This window comes from Gluconobacter sp. Dm-44 (assembly GCF_018256175.1).
Lineage (GTDB): Bacteria > Pseudomonadota > Alphaproteobacteria > Acetobacterales > Acetobacteraceae > Gluconobacter > Gluconobacter cadivus.
The window spans coordinates 242,485-257,902 of record NZ_JAERLZ010000002.1; the positions used below are offsets into that span (position 1 = coordinate 242,485).

15 protein-coding genes are annotated in these 15,418 nt (G+C 61.6%); 10 read left to right on the forward strand and 5 right to left on the reverse strand.

Features of this window, described 5'->3' with window-relative positions:
• Positions 1-43 precede the first annotated feature (43 nt).
• Positions 44-832 (forward strand): SDR family NAD(P)-dependent oxidoreductase, encoded by a 789-nt coding sequence (locus JK213_RS04150; RefSeq protein ID WP_194261139.1) that lies wholly within the window; start codon positions 44-46, stop codon positions 830-832.
• Positions 833-896: 64 nt separating this feature from the next.
• Here JK213_RS04150 and dapB read toward each other — a convergent pair whose 3' ends face one another.
• Entirely contained in the window at positions 897-1,643 is a 747-nt protein-coding gene (gene dapB, locus JK213_RS04155; RefSeq protein WP_194261140.1) for a 4-hydroxy-tetrahydrodipicolinate reductase, read from the reverse strand.
• 24 nt (positions 1,644-1,667) lie between these two features.
• The gene (locus tag JK213_RS04160; protein ID WP_228125293.1) at positions 1,668-2,105 is read right to left on the reverse strand and encodes a helix-turn-helix domain-containing protein; all 438 of its coding nucleotides are present in this window, start codon (positions 2,103-2,105) and stop codon (positions 1,668-1,670) included.
• 91 nt (positions 2,106-2,196) lie between these two features.
• Between JK213_RS04160 and JK213_RS04165 the strand changes: the two genes are divergently transcribed.
• The gene (locus JK213_RS04165) at positions 2,197-2,802 is read left to right on the forward strand and encodes an FMN-dependent NADH-azoreductase (RefSeq protein ID WP_194261141.1); all 606 of its coding nucleotides are present in this window, start codon (positions 2,197-2,199) and stop codon (positions 2,800-2,802) included.
• A 2-nt stretch (positions 2,803-2,804) separates the two neighbouring features.
• Here JK213_RS04165 and JK213_RS04170 read toward each other — a convergent pair whose 3' ends face one another.
• On the reverse strand, positions 2,805-3,986 hold the full coding sequence (locus JK213_RS04170; RefSeq protein ID WP_194261142.1) for a globin domain-containing protein: 1,182 nt from the start codon (positions 3,984-3,986) through the stop codon (positions 2,805-2,807).
• Positions 3,987-4,066: 80 nt separating this feature from the next.
• Here JK213_RS04170 and JK213_RS04175 point away from each other — a divergent pair, with 80 nt between their 5' ends.
• Complete coding sequence (locus tag JK213_RS04175) at positions 4,067-4,519, forward strand: Rrf2 family transcriptional regulator (protein ID WP_194261143.1); 453 nt, start codon at positions 4,067-4,069, stop codon at positions 4,517-4,519.
• Positions 4,520-4,618: 99 nt separating this feature from the next.
• Positions 4,619-5,473 (forward strand): shikimate dehydrogenase, encoded by an 855-nt coding sequence (aroE, locus tag JK213_RS04180; protein WP_194261144.1) that lies wholly within the window; start codon positions 4,619-4,621, stop codon positions 5,471-5,473.
• 74 nt (positions 5,474-5,547) lie between these two features.
• On the opposite strand, the gene dnaJ is transcribed toward aroE, so the two are convergent.
• Both dnaJ and dnaK read right to left on the reverse strand, forming a co-directional pair.
• Positions 5,548-6,690 (reverse strand): molecular chaperone DnaJ, encoded by a 1,143-nt coding sequence (dnaJ, locus tag JK213_RS04185; protein WP_194261145.1) that lies wholly within the window; start codon positions 6,688-6,690, stop codon positions 5,548-5,550.
• Positions 6,691-6,835: 145 nt separating this feature from the next.
• Complete coding sequence (gene dnaK, locus JK213_RS04190) at positions 6,836-8,740, reverse strand: molecular chaperone DnaK (protein ID WP_194261146.1); 1,905 nt, start codon at positions 8,738-8,740, stop codon at positions 6,836-6,838.
• Between the two features lie 270 nt (positions 8,741-9,010).
• On the opposite strand from dnaK, the gene JK213_RS04195 reads away from it, so the two are divergent.
• The 6 genes from JK213_RS04195 to JK213_RS04220 all read left to right on the forward strand — a co-directional run bounded on the left by JK213_RS04195 (position 9,011) and on the right by JK213_RS04220 (position 15,375).
• Entirely contained in the window at positions 9,011-10,159 is a 1,149-nt protein-coding gene (locus JK213_RS04195; protein ID WP_194261147.1) for a hypothetical protein, read from the forward strand.
• Positions 10,160-10,310: 151 nt separating this feature from the next.
• On the forward strand, positions 10,311-10,691 hold the full coding sequence (locus JK213_RS04200; RefSeq protein ID WP_194261148.1) for a glycerol dehydrogenase: 381 nt from the start codon (positions 10,311-10,313) through the stop codon (positions 10,689-10,691).
• Positions 10,691-12,910 carry a pyrroloquinoline quinone-dependent dehydrogenase gene (locus JK213_RS04205; RefSeq protein ID WP_194261149.1) on the forward strand — a complete coding sequence of 740 codons (2,220 nt, stop codon included), beginning with the start codon at positions 10,691-10,693 and terminating at the stop codon, positions 12,908-12,910. Before JK213_RS04200 ends, JK213_RS04205 begins: the two co-directional genes overlap by 1 nt.
• A 191-nt stretch (positions 12,911-13,101) precedes the next feature.
• Positions 13,102-14,286 carry a glycosyltransferase family 4 protein gene (locus tag JK213_RS04210; protein WP_194261150.1) on the forward strand — a complete coding sequence of 395 codons (1,185 nt, stop codon included), beginning with the start codon at positions 13,102-13,104 and terminating at the stop codon, positions 14,284-14,286.
• Positions 14,276-14,455 carry a hypothetical protein gene (locus tag JK213_RS04215; protein WP_194261151.1) on the forward strand — a complete coding sequence of 60 codons (180 nt, stop codon included), beginning with the start codon at positions 14,276-14,278 and terminating at the stop codon, positions 14,453-14,455. Before JK213_RS04210 ends, JK213_RS04215 begins: the two co-directional genes overlap by 11 nt.
• Before the next feature lie 23 nt (positions 14,456-14,478).
• Positions 14,479-15,375, forward strand: coding sequence for a DMT family transporter (locus tag JK213_RS04220; protein WP_194261152.1), 897 nt, complete (start codon positions 14,479-14,481; stop codon positions 15,373-15,375).
• Positions 15,376-15,418: the final 43 nt, after the last annotated feature.

Genomic DNA, 15,418 nt, shown 5'->3' on the forward strand with positions numbered 1-15,418 from the left:
CGAGGTCGAGTCCGGGAAAAACAGGGAATTTGAGGCATTTGAAATGTCGAATCACTTTAGCGGTAAAGCCTGTCTCGTCACTGGTGCCGGTGGCAATATCGGTCTTGCGACCGCCCTCCGTCTGGCCGGGGAAGGGACGGCCATCGCCCTGCTCGACATGAACCGGGAGGCTCTTGAGAAAGCCGAAGCCGCCGTGCGGGAAAAGGGTGTCGAAGCCCGGTCCTATGTCTGTAATGTCACGTCCGAAGAGGCCGTGACCGAGACCGTGGAGGCCGTGGTGCGGGATTTCGGGAAGATCGATTTCCTGTTCAACAATGCCGGATATCAGGGCGCATTCGCCCCGGTGCAGGATTATCCGTCCGAAGATTTCGCGCGTGTGCTGACGATCAATGTCACAGGTGCATTTCACGTTCTCAAGGCCGTCGTGCGGCACATGATCGCGCAGAATTACGGTCGCGTGGTCAACACCGCCAGTATGGCGGGCGTGAAGGGGCCGCCGAACATGGCCGCCTATGGCGCGTCCAAGGGGGCCATCATCGCCCTGACCGAAACGGCGGCGCTGGATCTTGCGCCCTACAATATCCGCGTGAACGCCATCAGCCCCGGCTACATGGGCCCCGGCTTCATGTGGGAGCGTCAGGTCGAGCTTCAGGCCCAGGTCGGAAGCCAGTATTTCTCCACCGACCCCAAAATCGTCGCCGAGCAGATGATCGGCAGCGTGCCGATGCGCCGCTATGGCGATATCAACGAAATCCCCGGTGTGGTGGCGTTTCTGCTGGGGGACGATTCCAGCTTTATGACGGGGGTGAATCTGCCGATCGCTGGTGGCTGATCGGGGGTGTCCGGGCTCTGCCCGGGCCCGGCAGGGATCTTGATCCCTGCACCCTGATTCGGGGTTAGGGTTTTAAGGCGTCTGCCATTGTGTAGAGGCCTGCGGGGCGTCCGGCGAGCCATTTTGCGGCGAGCAGGGCGCCTCTGGCGAAGACCCTCCGGTCCAGTGCGCGGTGAGACAGGGTGATCTGTTCGTCCGCCGCCATCAGGACGAGATCATGTTCGCCCACGATCTGCCCGCCGCGCAGGGACGCGAATCCGATCGCCCCGTCCGGGCGCAGACCGTTCTGATCGGTTCGGGCCACATCCTCGAATGCGACTCCGCGCCCCTCCGCCACGGCCTTACCGATCGCCAGCGCTGTGCCGGAAGGTGTGTCCAGCTTCTGGCGGTGATGGACCTCCAGAATTTCCGCATCATAATCCGGCAGGCCCGCGCCAAGCTGTCGGGCCAGTTCCAGAAACAGCGTCAGCGCCGGAGAGAAATTGGCGGCCTGAAGGACCGGAATATGCTGCGCCGCCGCGTTCACGGCATCCTGCGCGCCACGATCAAGGCCCGTCGTTCCCAAAGCCCACGCACATCCGGCCTGCGCGAAAGCGGCCGCATGGGCCGGGACCGTCGTGGCATGGCTGACATCAATCACCACATCGCAGTTCTTCGCGAGCGTAGCAGGGTCGGTCGTGATGTTGCGCTGGGCGTCTGCGGTGCGGGAGAGGCCGCCTGCGAGAGCGCTTCCGGCTTCCTCGGCGCAAAGGGTGCCAAGTCGGCCCGTGATGCCGGCAATACCGATACGGGGGGCGGAAATCAGGGTCATGATGGAGCCTTGCGTGCGAAAAGATCAGAGATCGGCGTCAAGCCGGGCGTCAAAGCGGGCGCGGGCCGCTTCGATTTCGGGGCGGTTCGACATGGCCCACTGACCGAAGGCTTCCGTCAGCGTCCAGAGCGATTCCCCAAGCGTCGTGAGTTCATAATCCACGCGCGGCGGAGTCGTGGGCGTGACGGTCCGCAGGACGAGGCCGTCACGTTCCAGATTGCGGAGGGTGAGCGTCAGCATCCGTTGTGAAATTCCGTCGATCGCACGGCGTAGCTCGCTGAAACGGTGTGGTCCGCGTCCGAGTGATTTGACGATCAGGATGCTCCATTTGTCCGTTGTGCGGGCGAGAATGGAGCGGATGACGGCGCAGGCGCTGCTGTCCTGCGCGCAGTCCAGAGGCGCTACACCCGGCTTTACGGACAGCTTCTGGGGAAGGGGGGTGTCACTGACGCGAACATCCATGTGCCTATGGCTCCGGAATGTGCCTTCTTGCGGCGGGGTTCAAAGGTTCCTTATCTGGTGCTGGTTACGATCAGGAACCGGAAAGATCAAAATGAAACTTCTTCACATCGATTCCAGCATTCTCGGTGACAGCTCCGCCAGCCGTCAGGTCAGCGCCGCCGCCGTCGCCCAGTTTCGCAAGAAAGACCCGTCCGTCGAGGTCATTTCCCTCGATCTCGCCAGCGATCCGCTGCCGCATCTCGACGTTGAAGCGCTGTCATGGCTCGGTAAGGAACTGACGCCGGATGTGTCGGCCCGCCCCGAACTGGTTGCCAGCGGCAAAGCCCTGAGTGATTTCAAGGCGGCGGATGTCGTCGTCATCGGCGTGCCGATGTACAACCTGTCGATTCCCAGCCAGCTCAAATCCTGGGTCGACCGTATCATGGTGGCGGGCCAGACCTTCCGCTATGGCCCGTCCGGCATTGAAGGTCTGGCCAAGGGCAAGACAGTCGTGCTCGCCGTGGCGCGTGGTGGTCTGTATGGCGAAGGCTCGCCCGCAGCCTCCTTCGAGCATCAGCTCAGCTACCTGAAATCCGTTTTCACCATGATCGGCATTACAGACATCACCGTGATCGAAGCCGAGGGCCTCGCCACCAATGGCGGTGCTGACCGTGCCCGCATCCTGTCGGACGCGGAACAGAAGGCCAGCGCGCTCTAAAGTCAGTCCGTTACGCCGGTATCCGGTCCAAACGTCTCGTAACGCAGGCGGTTGGCCGGAACTCCGGCGCCCGGCAGGCCCTGCACCATGTCGCGCATGAAGCCTGTCGGCCCGCACAGATAGGCCGAGACGCCATCCGGCAGCTGCTCTGCGACCCAGGCGGCGGTCGGGTGTCCGTCTTCTGAAGTCAGACGCGTCACGACCCGGATGCGCCCTGCCGTGTTGTGGGACAGTTCTGCCAGACGCGCCGCGAAGGGCGCGGTTTCGGTGGAATGGGCCACCTGTACGACCTGAACAGGCGTCGTGACGTCTGGTCCGGCCAGTGTTTCCAGCATTCCGATCATGGGTGTGATGCCGATCCCGGCGCAGATGAAGCCCAGCGGTCCTTCGATTTTTTCCGGCAGGACGAAATTGCCCGCAGGCGGTGAAAGCAGAAGTTGCGTGCCGACACAGGCGCTGCTGTTCAGCCAGTCTGAAACAACGCCGTTCTGAACATGACGCACGCTGATGCGATAGCCCGTCCGGTTGGGACTGGAAGTAATGCTGTAATTGCGGCGGGTCCGGCCATGGCCCGGAATGTCCAGATCAACACCCAGATACTGACCCGGAACGGCGCTGATGACCGGCTTTCCGTCCACAGGCTCCAGTTCGAGCGACGTGACGGTCGCGCATTCTGCCGTGGCGCGCGCGATGCGGAAAGCCCGCCAACCCGTCCAGCCTCCTTCGGTATGGGCGCTGCTGTCGTAAAGCTGATGCTCGCGACCGATCAGGATATCGGCCAATGCCCAGTAGGCCCTGCCCCAGGCATCAAGGATTTCCGGCGTTGCGGCATCGCCCAGAACGGCTGAAATCGCGCCGAGCAGAGCTGTTGCGACATGCGGATAGTGTTCGGGCTGGATTTCGAGGCTAACATGTTTCTGGGCGATCCGTTCGACCGCCCCGCCCAGCACGCCCAGATTGTCGATATTTTTCGCATAGGCCAGCACGGCCATGGCCAGCGCGCGGGGCTGCATTCCTGTCGACTGATGGGTCGGATCGAACATTTCCGCAATCGCCGGATCGGCCAGAAGACGACGATACATTTCGGATGTGATGGACATACCATGCGCTTCAAGTGCCGGGATGGTGGCCTTGATGATGGCGATGACCTCTGGCGTGAGGCTGCGGTCGGCGGAAGTGGACATGAGCGGTCCCCTAAAAGGTGTATATAAAATACATCTTTATAAACGTGACCTGATCCTGTCAATCTGGCAGAGGAGTCGCCATGCGTCTGACACTGCACACTGACTACGCCCTGCGCGTGCTGATCCATCTTGGAGTCCATACGTCCCGTCGTGTCTCCATCCGCGAGATCGCGCAGGCTTATCGTATTTCTGAAAACCATCTGGTGAAGGTGGTCCATCGTCTGGGGCAGGGCGGTTTCGTCACCACCGTCCGTGGACGGGGTGGAGGCCTGGAACTCGCGCGGCCAGCTGCGGAAATCAACGTGGGCGCAGTCGTGCGCTTTACCGAAGACGATATGGCGCTAGTGGATTGCGAAGGCCGCAACAGCACGGATGGACGGCCCTGCGTGCTGTCTCCGGCCTGTGTGCTGCGGAGCGTGCTGGGCGATGCGCTGGGCGCGTTCCTGGCAGTTCTGGACGGCTATACGCTCGCTGATCTGCTGACGGGACGGGAGGCTGCCCTTCTGGGTCTGATTGTGCCCGTCGACGACTGAGACAGAAAATTGGGGATTTCCGGAATGTGAATGGACCTTCTGCGCTCTCGTGCGTCATGTCGTGTGAACGCAAGACTGCACAGATCCGAGGAGCCTCTCATGAGCCAGCAGAATTTCCGCAGCATCCTGACGGGATCGTTCTCGACACCCTGCGACGACAACCCGACCGTCGCCATGATCGAGGCCGCCTATCAACACCACGACATCGATGCCCGCTACATCAACTGTGACGTCAAGGCCGAGGGTCTGAAAGACGCCGTAGCAGGCGCGCGGGCCATGGAATGGGTTGGGTTCAACTGTTCCCTGCCGCACAAGGTCAAGGTGATCGAGCATCTGGACGAAGTGGCTGAATCCGCCCGGATCATCGGGGCCGTGAACTGCGTCTCCATCCGCGATGGCCGTCTGATCGGCGACAATACGGACGGCAAGGGCTTTCTGGCCTCTCTCAAAAAGGTCACGGACCCGTCCGGCAAGAAGGTCCTGCTTCTGGGAGCAGGTGGGGCCGCGCGCGCCATCGCCGTGGAACTGGGTCTGGCCTCCGCCGCCCATATCACCGTCATGAACCGCGATCCAAAGAAAGCCGAGACTATCGCCGCCCTCGTCCGGGACAATACGTCGGCCAAGTCGGATGTTCAGGCCTGGGACGGTGATGCCAGCGTGCCGGAAGACGTGGACATTCTGATCAATGCGACATCCATCGGTCTGGGCGATTCCGAAACCATGCCGCCTCTGAAGGTCGAAACCCTGCGTAAGGGCCTGATCGTCGCGGACGTGATCCCGAACCCGCCCAGAACGCGTCTGCTGCGGGAAGCAGAAGGCAAGGGCTGCACCGCGCTGGACGGGCTTGGCATGCTGGTCAATCAAGGCGTGATCTGCGTAGAGCACTGGCTGGGCAAGACGCTGGATGCCGGGGTGATGGAAAAGACCCTGAAGGATATTTTCGGCGCGGCCTGATATAAAAAACTGACATAAAAAAACCCTGGTGCCTTCAGGGAGGGCACCGGGGTTTTTCGTGAGCCTGCCGAGGATCAGCGGCCGTCGAAGAAGTCGCGGACCTTGGCGAAGAAGCCGCTGCTTTCGGGGCTGCCTTTGGCATGGTCGTCCCCGGCTTCCTTCTCGAATTCTTCAAGAAGTTCGCGCTGGCGCTTCGTCAGATGGCTCGGCGTTTCGACCGAGACCTGAATATACATGTCCCCGCGTGCTGAAGACCGCAGGACCGAGAAACCCTTGCCGCGCAGACGGAACGTCTCGCCCGTCTGGGTTCCGGCAGGAATGCGGACCTTGCTTCGGCCACCATCCACAACCGGCACTTCCACTTCCGTGCCCAGAGCCGCCTGCGTCATGCGCAGCGGAACACGGCAATAGATGTTCGCACCGTCGCGCTGGAAAATGTCATGCGACAGGACGGAAATGTGGACATACAGATCGCCCGGCTGCACGCCTTCGCCGCCAGCTTCGCCCTTGCCCGCCATGCGGATGCGGGTGCCGTCCTCGACACCGGCCGGGATGTCGATGCTGAGGGTCTCGGTCTTCGCCTGTGTACCCGTGCCGTGGCAGGCCTTACACGGATTGGCGACGGTCCGTCCCGAACCATGACAGGTCGGACAGGGGCGTTCGACGAGGAAAAAGCCCTGCTGCGCCCGGACCTTGCCCGCGCCGTGACAGGTCGGACACGTGGTGCTGCCCGCCTTGGGATCAGCCGAACCCGAACCGTGGCAGGATTCACAGGCCACGCGGGTGTGGACCTCGACATCCTTCTTCACGCCAGTAAAGGCTTCCATTAGCGTGATTTCGACCTGAACCTGGACATCGGCCCCGGTCCGGCGTCCACCACCCCGACGGCCGCCCATCATGTCTCCGAACATCTGGTCGAAGATGTCGCCCAGACCGCCCGCACCGGCAAAACCACCGCCGAAGCCGCCGCCCATTCCGCCCATGCCACCTTCAAAGGCGTCATGGCCGTACTGGTCATAGGCCGCGCGCTTCTGCGAGTCCTTCAGGACATCATAGGCTTCGTTGATTTCCTTGAACTTCTGCTCGGCGGCGTCATCACCCGGATTGCGGTCGGGATGATAACGCATGGCCTGCTTGCGGAAGGCTTTTTTCAGCTCGTCCGGCGAGGCTGTGCGGGAGACTTCAAGGGATTCGTAATAGTCGATTTTGATGGCCATGTTCGGTCCTTAGGGGGCGTTCCGGAAGGCGGTCCCTGTTATGGGCCGGAAAAACAAGAATGGCGCCCACCCCCTTGCGGGAACGGGCGCCCTCGGAAAACAGGGCCGGACGGAGCATTGCGCTCCATCCGGGAAAGTCACCCGATCAGTGCTTCTTGTGGTCGTCTTCGAGGTCTTCGAAGTCGGCATCGACGACGTTGTCGTCCTTCTTTTCAGCTTCCGGAGCCGCAGCGCCTTCAGCACCCTGACCGGCCTGATAGACAGCCTGACCAACCTTCATGGCAGCCTGCGTCAGCTTCTCGCTGGCAGCCTTCAGGGCGTCGAGATTTTCGCCACCCAGAGCTTCGCGGGCTTCGGCAATAGCGGCTTCCGCTTCGGACTTGTCAGCCGCCGGAACCTTGTCGCCACCTTCGGTGATGGACTTCTCGGTCTGGTGGATGAGGCTTTCCGTGCTGTTGCGCAGCTCGACCAGTTCGCGCTTGGCCTTGTCGGCGGTTGCGTTGGCTTCCGCGTCCTTGACCATGCGGTCGATGTCGGAGTCAGACAGACCGCCAGAAGCCTGGATCTTGATCTGCTGTTCCTTGTTCGTGGCCTTGTCCTTGGCGGACACGTTCACGATGCCGTTGGCGTCGATGTCGAAGGTGACTTCGATCTGCGGCACGCCACGCGGTGCAGGCGCAATGCCCTGAAGGTCGAAGTTGCCCAGCAGCTTGTTGTCTGCTGCCATCTCACGCTCGCCCTGATAGACCTTGATGGTCACGGCGTTCTGGTTGTCTTCGGCCGTGGAGAAGGTCTGGCTCTTCTTGGTCGGAATCGTCGTGTTGCGGTCGATCAGACGGGTGAACACGCCACCCAGCGTCTCGATACCCAGCGACAGCGGCGTCACGTCGAGAAGCAGAACGTCCTTGACGTCACCCTTCAGGACAGCGCCCTGAACGGCGGCACCGATGGCGACCACTTCGTCAGGATTGACGTTGCGGGCCGGTTCCTTGCCGAAGAATTCCTTAACCGTCTCGATGACCTTCGGCATACGCGTCATGCCGCCAACGAGAATGACTTCGTCGATCTCGCTCGGGGAGACGGACGCATCCTTGATGGCTGCACGGCACGGGCCGAGCGTACGCTGCACCAGATCATCGACGAGGCTTTCCAGCTTGGCGCGGGACAGCTTGACGACGAGGTGCTTCGGGCCGGAGGCATCAGCCGTGATGAACGGCAGGTTGATCTCGGTCTCCTTGGAGGAAGACAGCTCGATCTTGGCCTTTTCGGCGGCTTCCTTGAGGCGCTGCAGGGCGAGTTTGTCGCCACGCAGGTCGATGCCCTGCTCTTTCTTGAACTCGTCGGCGAGGAAGCCGATGATGCGGTTGTCGAAGTCTTCACCGCCCAGGAACGTGTCGCCGTTCGTGGACTTCACTTCGATCACGCCGTCGGAGATCTCGAGGATGGAAACGTCGAACGTACCACCACCAAGGTCATACACAGCCACCGTGCCGGAATCGCGCTTGCCAAGGCCATAGGCGAGGGCTGCTGCGGTCGGCTCGTTGATGATACGCAGGACTTCGAGACCAGCGATCTTGCCAGCGTCACGGGTGGCCTGACGCTGGGCGTCGTTGAAGTAGGCCGGAACCGTGATGACGGCCTGGGAGACGGTCTCGCCGAGATAGCTTTCGGCGGTTTCCTTCATCTTGCCCAGAACGTAGGCTGCGATCTGCGACGGAGCATACTTCTCGCCGCGGGCTTCGACCCATGCGTCGCCATTGTCGCCCCGGACGATGCCGTAAGGCACCATCTCCTTGTCCTTCTGGACGGTCGGATCGTCGTAACGACGGCCGATCAGGCGCTTGACGGCATACAGGGTGTTGGCGGGGTTGGTGACAGCCTGACGCTTCGCGGCCTGTCCAACGAGACGCTCACCCTTATCGGTGAAAGCGACCATGGACGGCGTGGTGCGGGCGCCTTCGCTGTTTTCGATCACCTTGGTTTCGTCACCCTCGCGTACGGCGACGCAGGAGTTGGTGGTACCAAGGTCAATGCCAATGACTTTGCTCATGTAAAATCAGTCCTCTCAGCGGTCCGTCCCGGCCCTGTGAGGCACCGGATCGAACCCTATTGACGTCCCCAGACCCTCACGGGCCTGTGTTTCGACTACTGATCTAGGCAAGGCTGGAAGGTGTTTCAAGCACTTCGACGACACATTTCGTCGAGAATCTTGTCTCGCCGGGTCCTGAAAGGAAAGATGGCGGTTTCAGATATGCGCATCGCCCTTTAGTAAGGTCGGGCCTTCCGCTTTGCCTGCCAATGGGACAGTCTTCACACAGCCATGCCGAATCCTTCCTATTTTCGTGCCACGCTGCTGGCTGCCCTGACCTGTTTTTCCGCAATCGGGCTCTCTGCCTGTGGTCCCATGGGCCCGGGAAAGCTGCGTAACGACCAGCTCGAATACTCCCGCGCGCTGGGGGATACCCAGAAGCATGAGATGCTGCTCAATATCGTGCGGCTACGCTATGCCGATCCGCCGACCTTCCTCGATACAACACAGGTGATTGCGGGCTACAGCGTCTCCAAGAGCGTCAGCGGCGGTTTCTATGCCTATCCGGCAACGGCGGTTGGGAACTACCTGTTCGGCACAGGGACGATGTCGCTGGGGGAAAGCCCGACTTTCACCTATCAGCCCGTCACCGGGCAGCAATACGCCGAAAACGTGGTCCGGCCGATCTCGCCGACCGTCATTATGCCGCTCAGCCTTGGCGGGCTGCCGATCGACACGCTGCTGCGTCTGACGGCGCAGTCCATTGATGGCCTGTCCAATGTGCGGGGCCTCGGTGCGGGACCGTTTGGCGGCGGGTCCGTACGGTTCTATCTGCTGCTGCATGATCTGAGGCAGCTTCAGGTTGCGGGGGCCATGACCATCCGCATCACGACCGATCCGGCGACGCCGACGGACAGCAAGAAGAACGGTGGCAAGTCCGACAGTAACGGCAGTGGCAGCGGGCCGGGGCCTGAGCGGTCCTATCTTGTTCTGACATCCACTTCGGAAAGCAATCTGCTCGCGATTCAGGCCGAAGTGCGTCGTCTGCTGCATCTCGATCCGACGGCGGAAGAGGCCGAGATTGTCTATGGGCCGTACCCCAAGCATCCGGGCCAGATCGCGATTCTGACGCGTTCGATGCTCGCGATGCTCACGCAGCTTGCCTATGAGGTCGAGGTTCCGGAAGGCGATATCAAAGCCGGTCGCACGCCACCAACGATCGGGCAGGTCGGAATTGAAAACCGGCCGGAAGTTGTGATCCATTCGAGCAAGGACGAGCCGGACGGCCCCTATGCCGCCGTCAGTTATCACAATGCGTGGTTCTGGATCAGTGACCGGGATTTCCAGAGCAAACTGGCCTTTACGATGGTGCAGGTTCTGGCCGCCCTTGCGGCGACCAATCATACGGGTGGCGCGGTTGTCACGATTCCGGCTGGGTAATTGGAATAACGTTTATTTGAATTCACCATAATGAAACTGTATTCGCACACGGTTTTGTTAGAATAAAACAGGGGAATATTGCAAAAGAGCCGTAGCTTTCCTGAAAGTCCGGAATTACCGTCCGGGGTATCAGTGCAGGAGGCTTTCACCGATGCCAAATACTTATGGCAACAGAACCCTGACCGAGTGGCTCACGCTCGTGCTCGGGGTTGTTATCGTTCTGGTGGGGCTGTTCTTTGTTATCGGCGGGGCTCAACTCGCGATGCTGGGCGGCTCCGTCTATTATCTGATCTGTGGCGTCGTGCTGGTTGCCAGCGGCGTGTTCATGGTTCTGGGCCGTACGCTCGGTGCCTTCCTTTATCTGGGCGCGCTGGCTTACACATGGGTCTGGTCGCTGTGGGAAGTGGGTTTCAGCCCGGTTGATCTTCTGCCGCGCGATTTTGGCCCCACGCTGCTGGGTATCCTCGTCGTTCTCACCATTCCTGTTCTTCGCCGACTGGAAACCCGCCGCACCCTGAGGGGAGCCGTCTGATGCGCAGATCCCATCTTCTCGCCACCGCAGCCTGCGTCACGCTGGCCTGTGTTCCGCTGGCCGCCAACGCCCAGTTTGCTCCTGCCGGAAGTGGCGGTTCGCCGACGGCTTCCGTTCCCGGCCCCGGCAATGCCGACGAGCCGACGGCAACGACTCCTGCCAGTACGAGCCGCTTCTCCGGTCCTTCTCCCTACGCCCCGCAGGCTCCGGGTGTTAATGCTGCCAATCTGCCGGATATCGGGTCCATGGACCCGAACGACGTTCCGCAGATGGTGCCGCAGCAGAGCGCCGCTCCCGCGCAGGGAGACTGGTCCGCCTATGGTCGTGATGACAGCCAGACGCGCTATTCGCCGCTGTCGGAAATCACGCCGCAGAACGCCGACCAGCTCAAGGTTGCTTTCGTCTATCACACGGGCAGCTATCCGCGTCCGGGGCAGACGAACAAATGGGCTGCCGAAACCACGCCGATCAAGGTGGGTGATGGCCTCTACATGTGTTCGGCACAGAACGACATCATGAAGCTCGACCCGGCGACGGGTAAGGAGATCTGGCGTCACAACATCAACGAGAAATATGAAGCCATTCCCTACACCGCTGCGTGTAAGGGTGTGACGTATTTCACGTCCTCGCAGGTGCCGGAAGGCCAGCCTTGCCACAATCGTATTCTCGAAGGCACGCTCGATATGCGCCTGATCGCGGTTGATGCCGCGACCGGCAATCTGTGCGAAGGCTTCGGACATGGCGGTCAGGTCAACCTGATGCAGGGCATGGGCGAGTCCGTTCCCGGCTTCGTGTCCATGACGACGCCGCCGCCGGTTGTGAATGGTGTGGTCGTGGTCAACCACGAAGTCCTTGACGGTCAGCGTCGCTGGGCGCCGTCGGGTGTAATCCGTGGCTATGACGCCGAAAGCGGCAAATTCCTGTGGGCCTGGGATGTGAACAATCCCAACGATCACAGCCAGCCGACGGGCAACAACCATTACAGCCGTGGTACGCCGAACTCCTGGGCTGCGATGACCGGCGACAATGCGCTCGGCCTCGTTTACGTCCCGACCGGAAACTCGGCTTCGGACTATTACAGTGCGCTGCGTAGTCCTGAAGAAAACAAGGTATCTTCCGCAGTTGTTGCCATCGACGTGAAGACGGGCGCGCCGCGCTGGGTCTTCCAGACGGCTCACAAGGACGTCTGGGATTACGACATCGGTTCGCAGGCGACGCTGATGGACATGCCTGGCCCGGATGGCCAGACCGTTCCAGCGCTGATCATGCCGACCAAGCGCGGTCAGACCTTCGTGCTCGATCGTCGTGACGGCAAGCCCATCCTGCCGGTCGAGGAGCGTCCTGCTCCGTCTCCGGGTGTGATTCCGGGCGATCCGCGTACGCCGACGCAGCCCTGGTCCACGGGCATGCCCGCCCTGCGCGTGCCGGATCTGAAAGAGACGGACATGTGGGGCATGTCTCCGCTTGACCAGCTCTTCTGCCGTATCAAGTTCCGCCGTGCGAACTATACGGGCGAGTTCACCCCGCCGAGCGTCGACAAGCCGTGGATCGAATATCCGGGCTATAACGGCGGCAGTGACTGGGGCTCCATGTCCTATGATCCGCAGAGCGGCATCCTGATCGCGAACTGGAACATCACCCCGATGTACGACCAGCTCGTGACCCGCAAAAAGGCGGACCAGCTTGGTCTGATGCCCATCGACGACCCGAACTACAAGCCGGGTGGTGGCGGAGCAGAAGGCAACGGCGCCATGGACGGCACGCCTTACGGCATCGTCGTGACCCCGTTCTGGAACCAGTACACGGGCATGATGTGCAACCGTCCGCCCTACGGCATGATCACGGCCATCGACATGAAGCATGGTCAGAAGGTGCTGTGGCAGCACCCGCTGGGAACGGCCCGCGCCAATGGTCCATGGGGGCTGCCGACAGGTCTGCCTTGGGAAATCGGCACACCGAACAATGGTGGTTCGGTCGTGACGGCTGGTGGTCTGGTGTTCATCGGTGCGGCTACGGATAACCAGATCCGCGCTATCGACGAACATACCGGCAAGGTGGTCTGGAGCGCGGTTCTGCCGGGCGGCGGACAGGCCAACCCGATGACCTACGAGGCCAATGGTCACCAGTACGTCGCCATCATGGCGGGTGGACATCACTTCATGATGACGCCGGTTAGCGACCAGCTCGTGGTTTACGCCCTGCCCGATCACAAGGGCTGATAAAACCGGGAGCTGTGGCTCCCGATACAGGCGGAAGGGGGGGGGTTCGTGCCGGAAATGGCACGGAGGCCGCCCCTTTTGTCGTTCAGGGCGATCGTTTTTCATTTTTCGGGTGGGAAGGGGAGGCAGACCCGGCTACAGGCTGTTTTCATCTGAAAATACCCTTCCGGAACAGGCCCCGCAGAACCCTCATGACCGACCGCTTTCCCGTCATCCTTCAGGTTCTTCCGGCGCTGGGCACCGGCGGTCTGGAGCGCGGGGCTGTCGAGATTGCGTCTGCCATCACCCAAGGCGGCGGGACCGCGCTTGTGGCTTCGCGTCCGGGGCGTCTTCTGGTGCAGCTCCGTCATGCGGGCGGGCGGCATATCGCGCTTGATCTGAAGAAAAAATCCCCTTTCGCCGTTCTGCGCCGGGCGCGGGATCTTCAGGCGATTATCCGGCGTGAAGGCGTGGATCTGGTCCATGCGCGCTCGCGGATTCCGGCCTGGGCAGCATGGATCGCCTGTCGCCGCGAAAACATCCCGCTCGTGACGACATGGCATGGCGTGCATGAGGCGACATGGTGGGGCAAGAAACTCTATAATTCAGTGCTGGCGCGTGGCGTGCGCGTCATCGCCATTTCGGAGTTCATTGCGAGCCGTCTGCGGAGCGAATACGGCGTGCCGGAAAGCCGTCTTCGTGTCATTCCGCGCGGGGCGGACCCGCAGGAGTTTGCGCCCGGGACGATTTCCGGCGAGCGCGTGCAGAAACTGGCCGAAGCGTGGCGTATGCCCGAGGGCGCAAAAATCATTCTCATGCCTGCGCGCCTGACGGCGTGGAAAGGGCAGGGTGTTCTGGTCGAAGCGCTGGCGTTGCTGCGGGTACGGACGGACCTACACTGGATCTGCGTTCTGGCGGGGCCAGAGAATGACCGCAAGTTCTCCCGCAAACTGCAACAGCGTGTGCGGGATCTGGGTCTTGAGGATCATGTCCGGTTTGCCGGAACCTGCACCGACATGCCAGCGGCCTGCGAACTGGCAGGCGTCGTCGTGGCACCCTCGCTTCGGCCCGAGCCGTTCGGGCGCACACTTGTGGAAGCGCAGATGATGGGCTGCCCGGTGATCGGTACGGCGCAGGGCGCGATGATGGAAACGATTCTACCGGGCGAAACCGGGCTGATCGTGCCGCCCGATGATCCGGAGGCCCTCGCCGTGGCATTGAAAAGCGTTCTGGAAATGGACGAAGAGGCGCTGGACTGGCTGGCGGAAAAGGCCCGCGCCCATGCCGTCGCCCATTATACGACAGCGCTGATGCAGTCCCGCACGCTCGGTGTGTATGACGAGCTTCTGGGCACCCGTCTGCGGACGACATTCGAGGAACAGACCCATGACCGGTAAGGACGCAAAACCTACGGAACAGATCATCCGGGACCGCGCTGCGGCTGCAAAGGAAGAGCGGGAAAGCCGCGAGGCCAAGGCGCTCCGGGCTAATCTGATGCGCCGCAAACAGCAGCAGCGCGCCCGGCCGCAGGATGAGGCTCCCTCATCCGCTCCCGACGAGCGCTGAGGCCCGTGAAACGCAAGTTTCCCATGCCGTCCCCAGAGGAGCTGGCGCTGACGGGCGTGACAGTGTTGTGGGGTGGGACCTTCCTCGTGCTGCATACCGCCATGCAGCATTGCGGACCGCGGTTTTTCGTTTTTGTCCGGTTCATGATGGCCGCAGTTTTCGTCGGCCTTCTGGCCGGGCGGAAACTGCTGGATTTCAACCGGCGGGAAATCTGGGCCGGAACCTTGATCGGCGTTACTCTGGCGACCGGCTATGTGTTGCAGAGCGCGGGATTGCACGACATTACCAGCAGTCGTTCCGCCTTTATTACGGCGCTGTATGTGCCGCTGGTGCCGATCTTTCAGTGGGCGTTCCTGCGCCGGGCGCCACATCTCATGAGCTGGCTCGGGATCGGTCTGGCGTTCGCAGGATTGGTCTGTCTGGCTGGCCCGGCGGCGCTGTCGCTGTCTTTCGGGCGCGGGGATCTGCTGACGCTGTGTGCCGCGATTGCCATTGCAATCGAGATTGTCCTGATCAGCCTTTATGCGCGCGGTGTGGACAGTCTGCGCATAACGGTCATGCAGCTTTTCGCGGGTAGTCTGTTTGCCGGGCTGATGGTCCCGGTTTCAGGGGAAGTGCTTCCGGCCTTTTCATGGGTCTGGATCGCCTGTGCGCTGGCTCTGGGTGGGTTGAGTGCGCTGGTGCAGGTCGTGATGAACTGGGCGCAGAAATCCGTTTCTCCCACAAAAGCAGCGGTGATCTATGCCGGAGAGCCCGTCTGGGGCGGGCTTGTGGGATGGATGGCAGGCGATCATCTGCCTCCTGCGACGCTGCTGGGGGCTGTGCTGATCGTGGGCGGTGTGCTGACCAGCGAGCTGCGCCCGCAGTGGCTGGAAGCCCTGCTGGGCCGTTCGTCACAGGCGCTCACGAAAAATGACTGATCTGACACATTGCGTGATCGGGCGTCGCTCGCTAGAGCAGGTG

What these genes read in the sequence shown, in the direction of transcription:
- JK213_RS04175 (WP_194261143.1), top strand. Translation starts at nt 4,067, where the DNA reads ATGCGTCTGACACTGCACACTGACTACGCCCTGCGCGTGCTGATCCAT.
- dapB (WP_194261140.1), bottom strand. Translation starts at nt 1,643, where the DNA reads ATGACCCTGATTTCCGCCCCCCGTATCGGTATTGCCGGCATCACGGGC.
- JK213_RS04165 (WP_194261141.1), top strand. Translation starts at nt 2,197, where the DNA reads ATGAAACTTCTTCACATCGATTCCAGCATTCTCGGTGACAGCTCCGCC.
- dnaJ (WP_194261145.1), bottom strand. Translation starts at nt 6,690, where the DNA reads ATGGCCATCAAAATCGACTATTACGAATCCCTTGAAGTCTCCCGCACA.
- JK213_RS04215 (WP_194261151.1), top strand. Translation starts at nt 14,276, where the DNA reads ATGACCGGTAAGGACGCAAAACCTACGGAACAGATCATCCGGGACCGC.
- aroE (WP_194261144.1), top strand. Translation starts at nt 4,619, where the DNA reads ATGAGCCAGCAGAATTTCCGCAGCATCCTGACGGGATCGTTCTCGACA.
- JK213_RS04220 (WP_194261152.1), top strand. Translation starts at nt 14,479, where the DNA reads ATGCCGTCCCCAGAGGAGCTGGCGCTGACGGGCGTGACAGTGTTGTGG.
- JK213_RS04200 (WP_194261148.1), top strand. Translation starts at nt 10,311, where the DNA reads ATGCCAAATACTTATGGCAACAGAACCCTGACCGAGTGGCTCACGCTC.
- JK213_RS04160 (WP_228125293.1), bottom strand. Translation starts at nt 2,105, where the DNA reads ATGGATGTTCGCGTCAGTGACACCCCCCTTCCCCAGAAGCTGTCCGTA.
- JK213_RS04150 (WP_194261139.1), top strand. Translation starts at nt 44, where the DNA reads ATGTCGAATCACTTTAGCGGTAAAGCCTGTCTCGTCACTGGTGCCGGT.
- JK213_RS04205 (WP_194261149.1), top strand. Translation starts at nt 10,691, where the DNA reads ATGCGCAGATCCCATCTTCTCGCCACCGCAGCCTGCGTCACGCTGGCC.
- dnaK (WP_194261146.1), bottom strand. Translation starts at nt 8,740, where the DNA reads ATGAGCAAAGTCATTGGCATTGACCTTGGTACCACCAACTCCTGCGTC.
- JK213_RS04210 (WP_194261150.1), top strand. Translation starts at nt 13,102, where the DNA reads ATGACCGACCGCTTTCCCGTCATCCTTCAGGTTCTTCCGGCGCTGGGC.
- JK213_RS04170 (WP_194261142.1), bottom strand. Translation starts at nt 3,986, where the DNA reads ATGTCCACTTCCGCCGACCGCAGCCTCACGCCAGAGGTCATCGCCATC.
- JK213_RS04195 (WP_194261147.1), top strand. Translation starts at nt 9,011, where the DNA reads ATGCCGAATCCTTCCTATTTTCGTGCCACGCTGCTGGCTGCCCTGACC.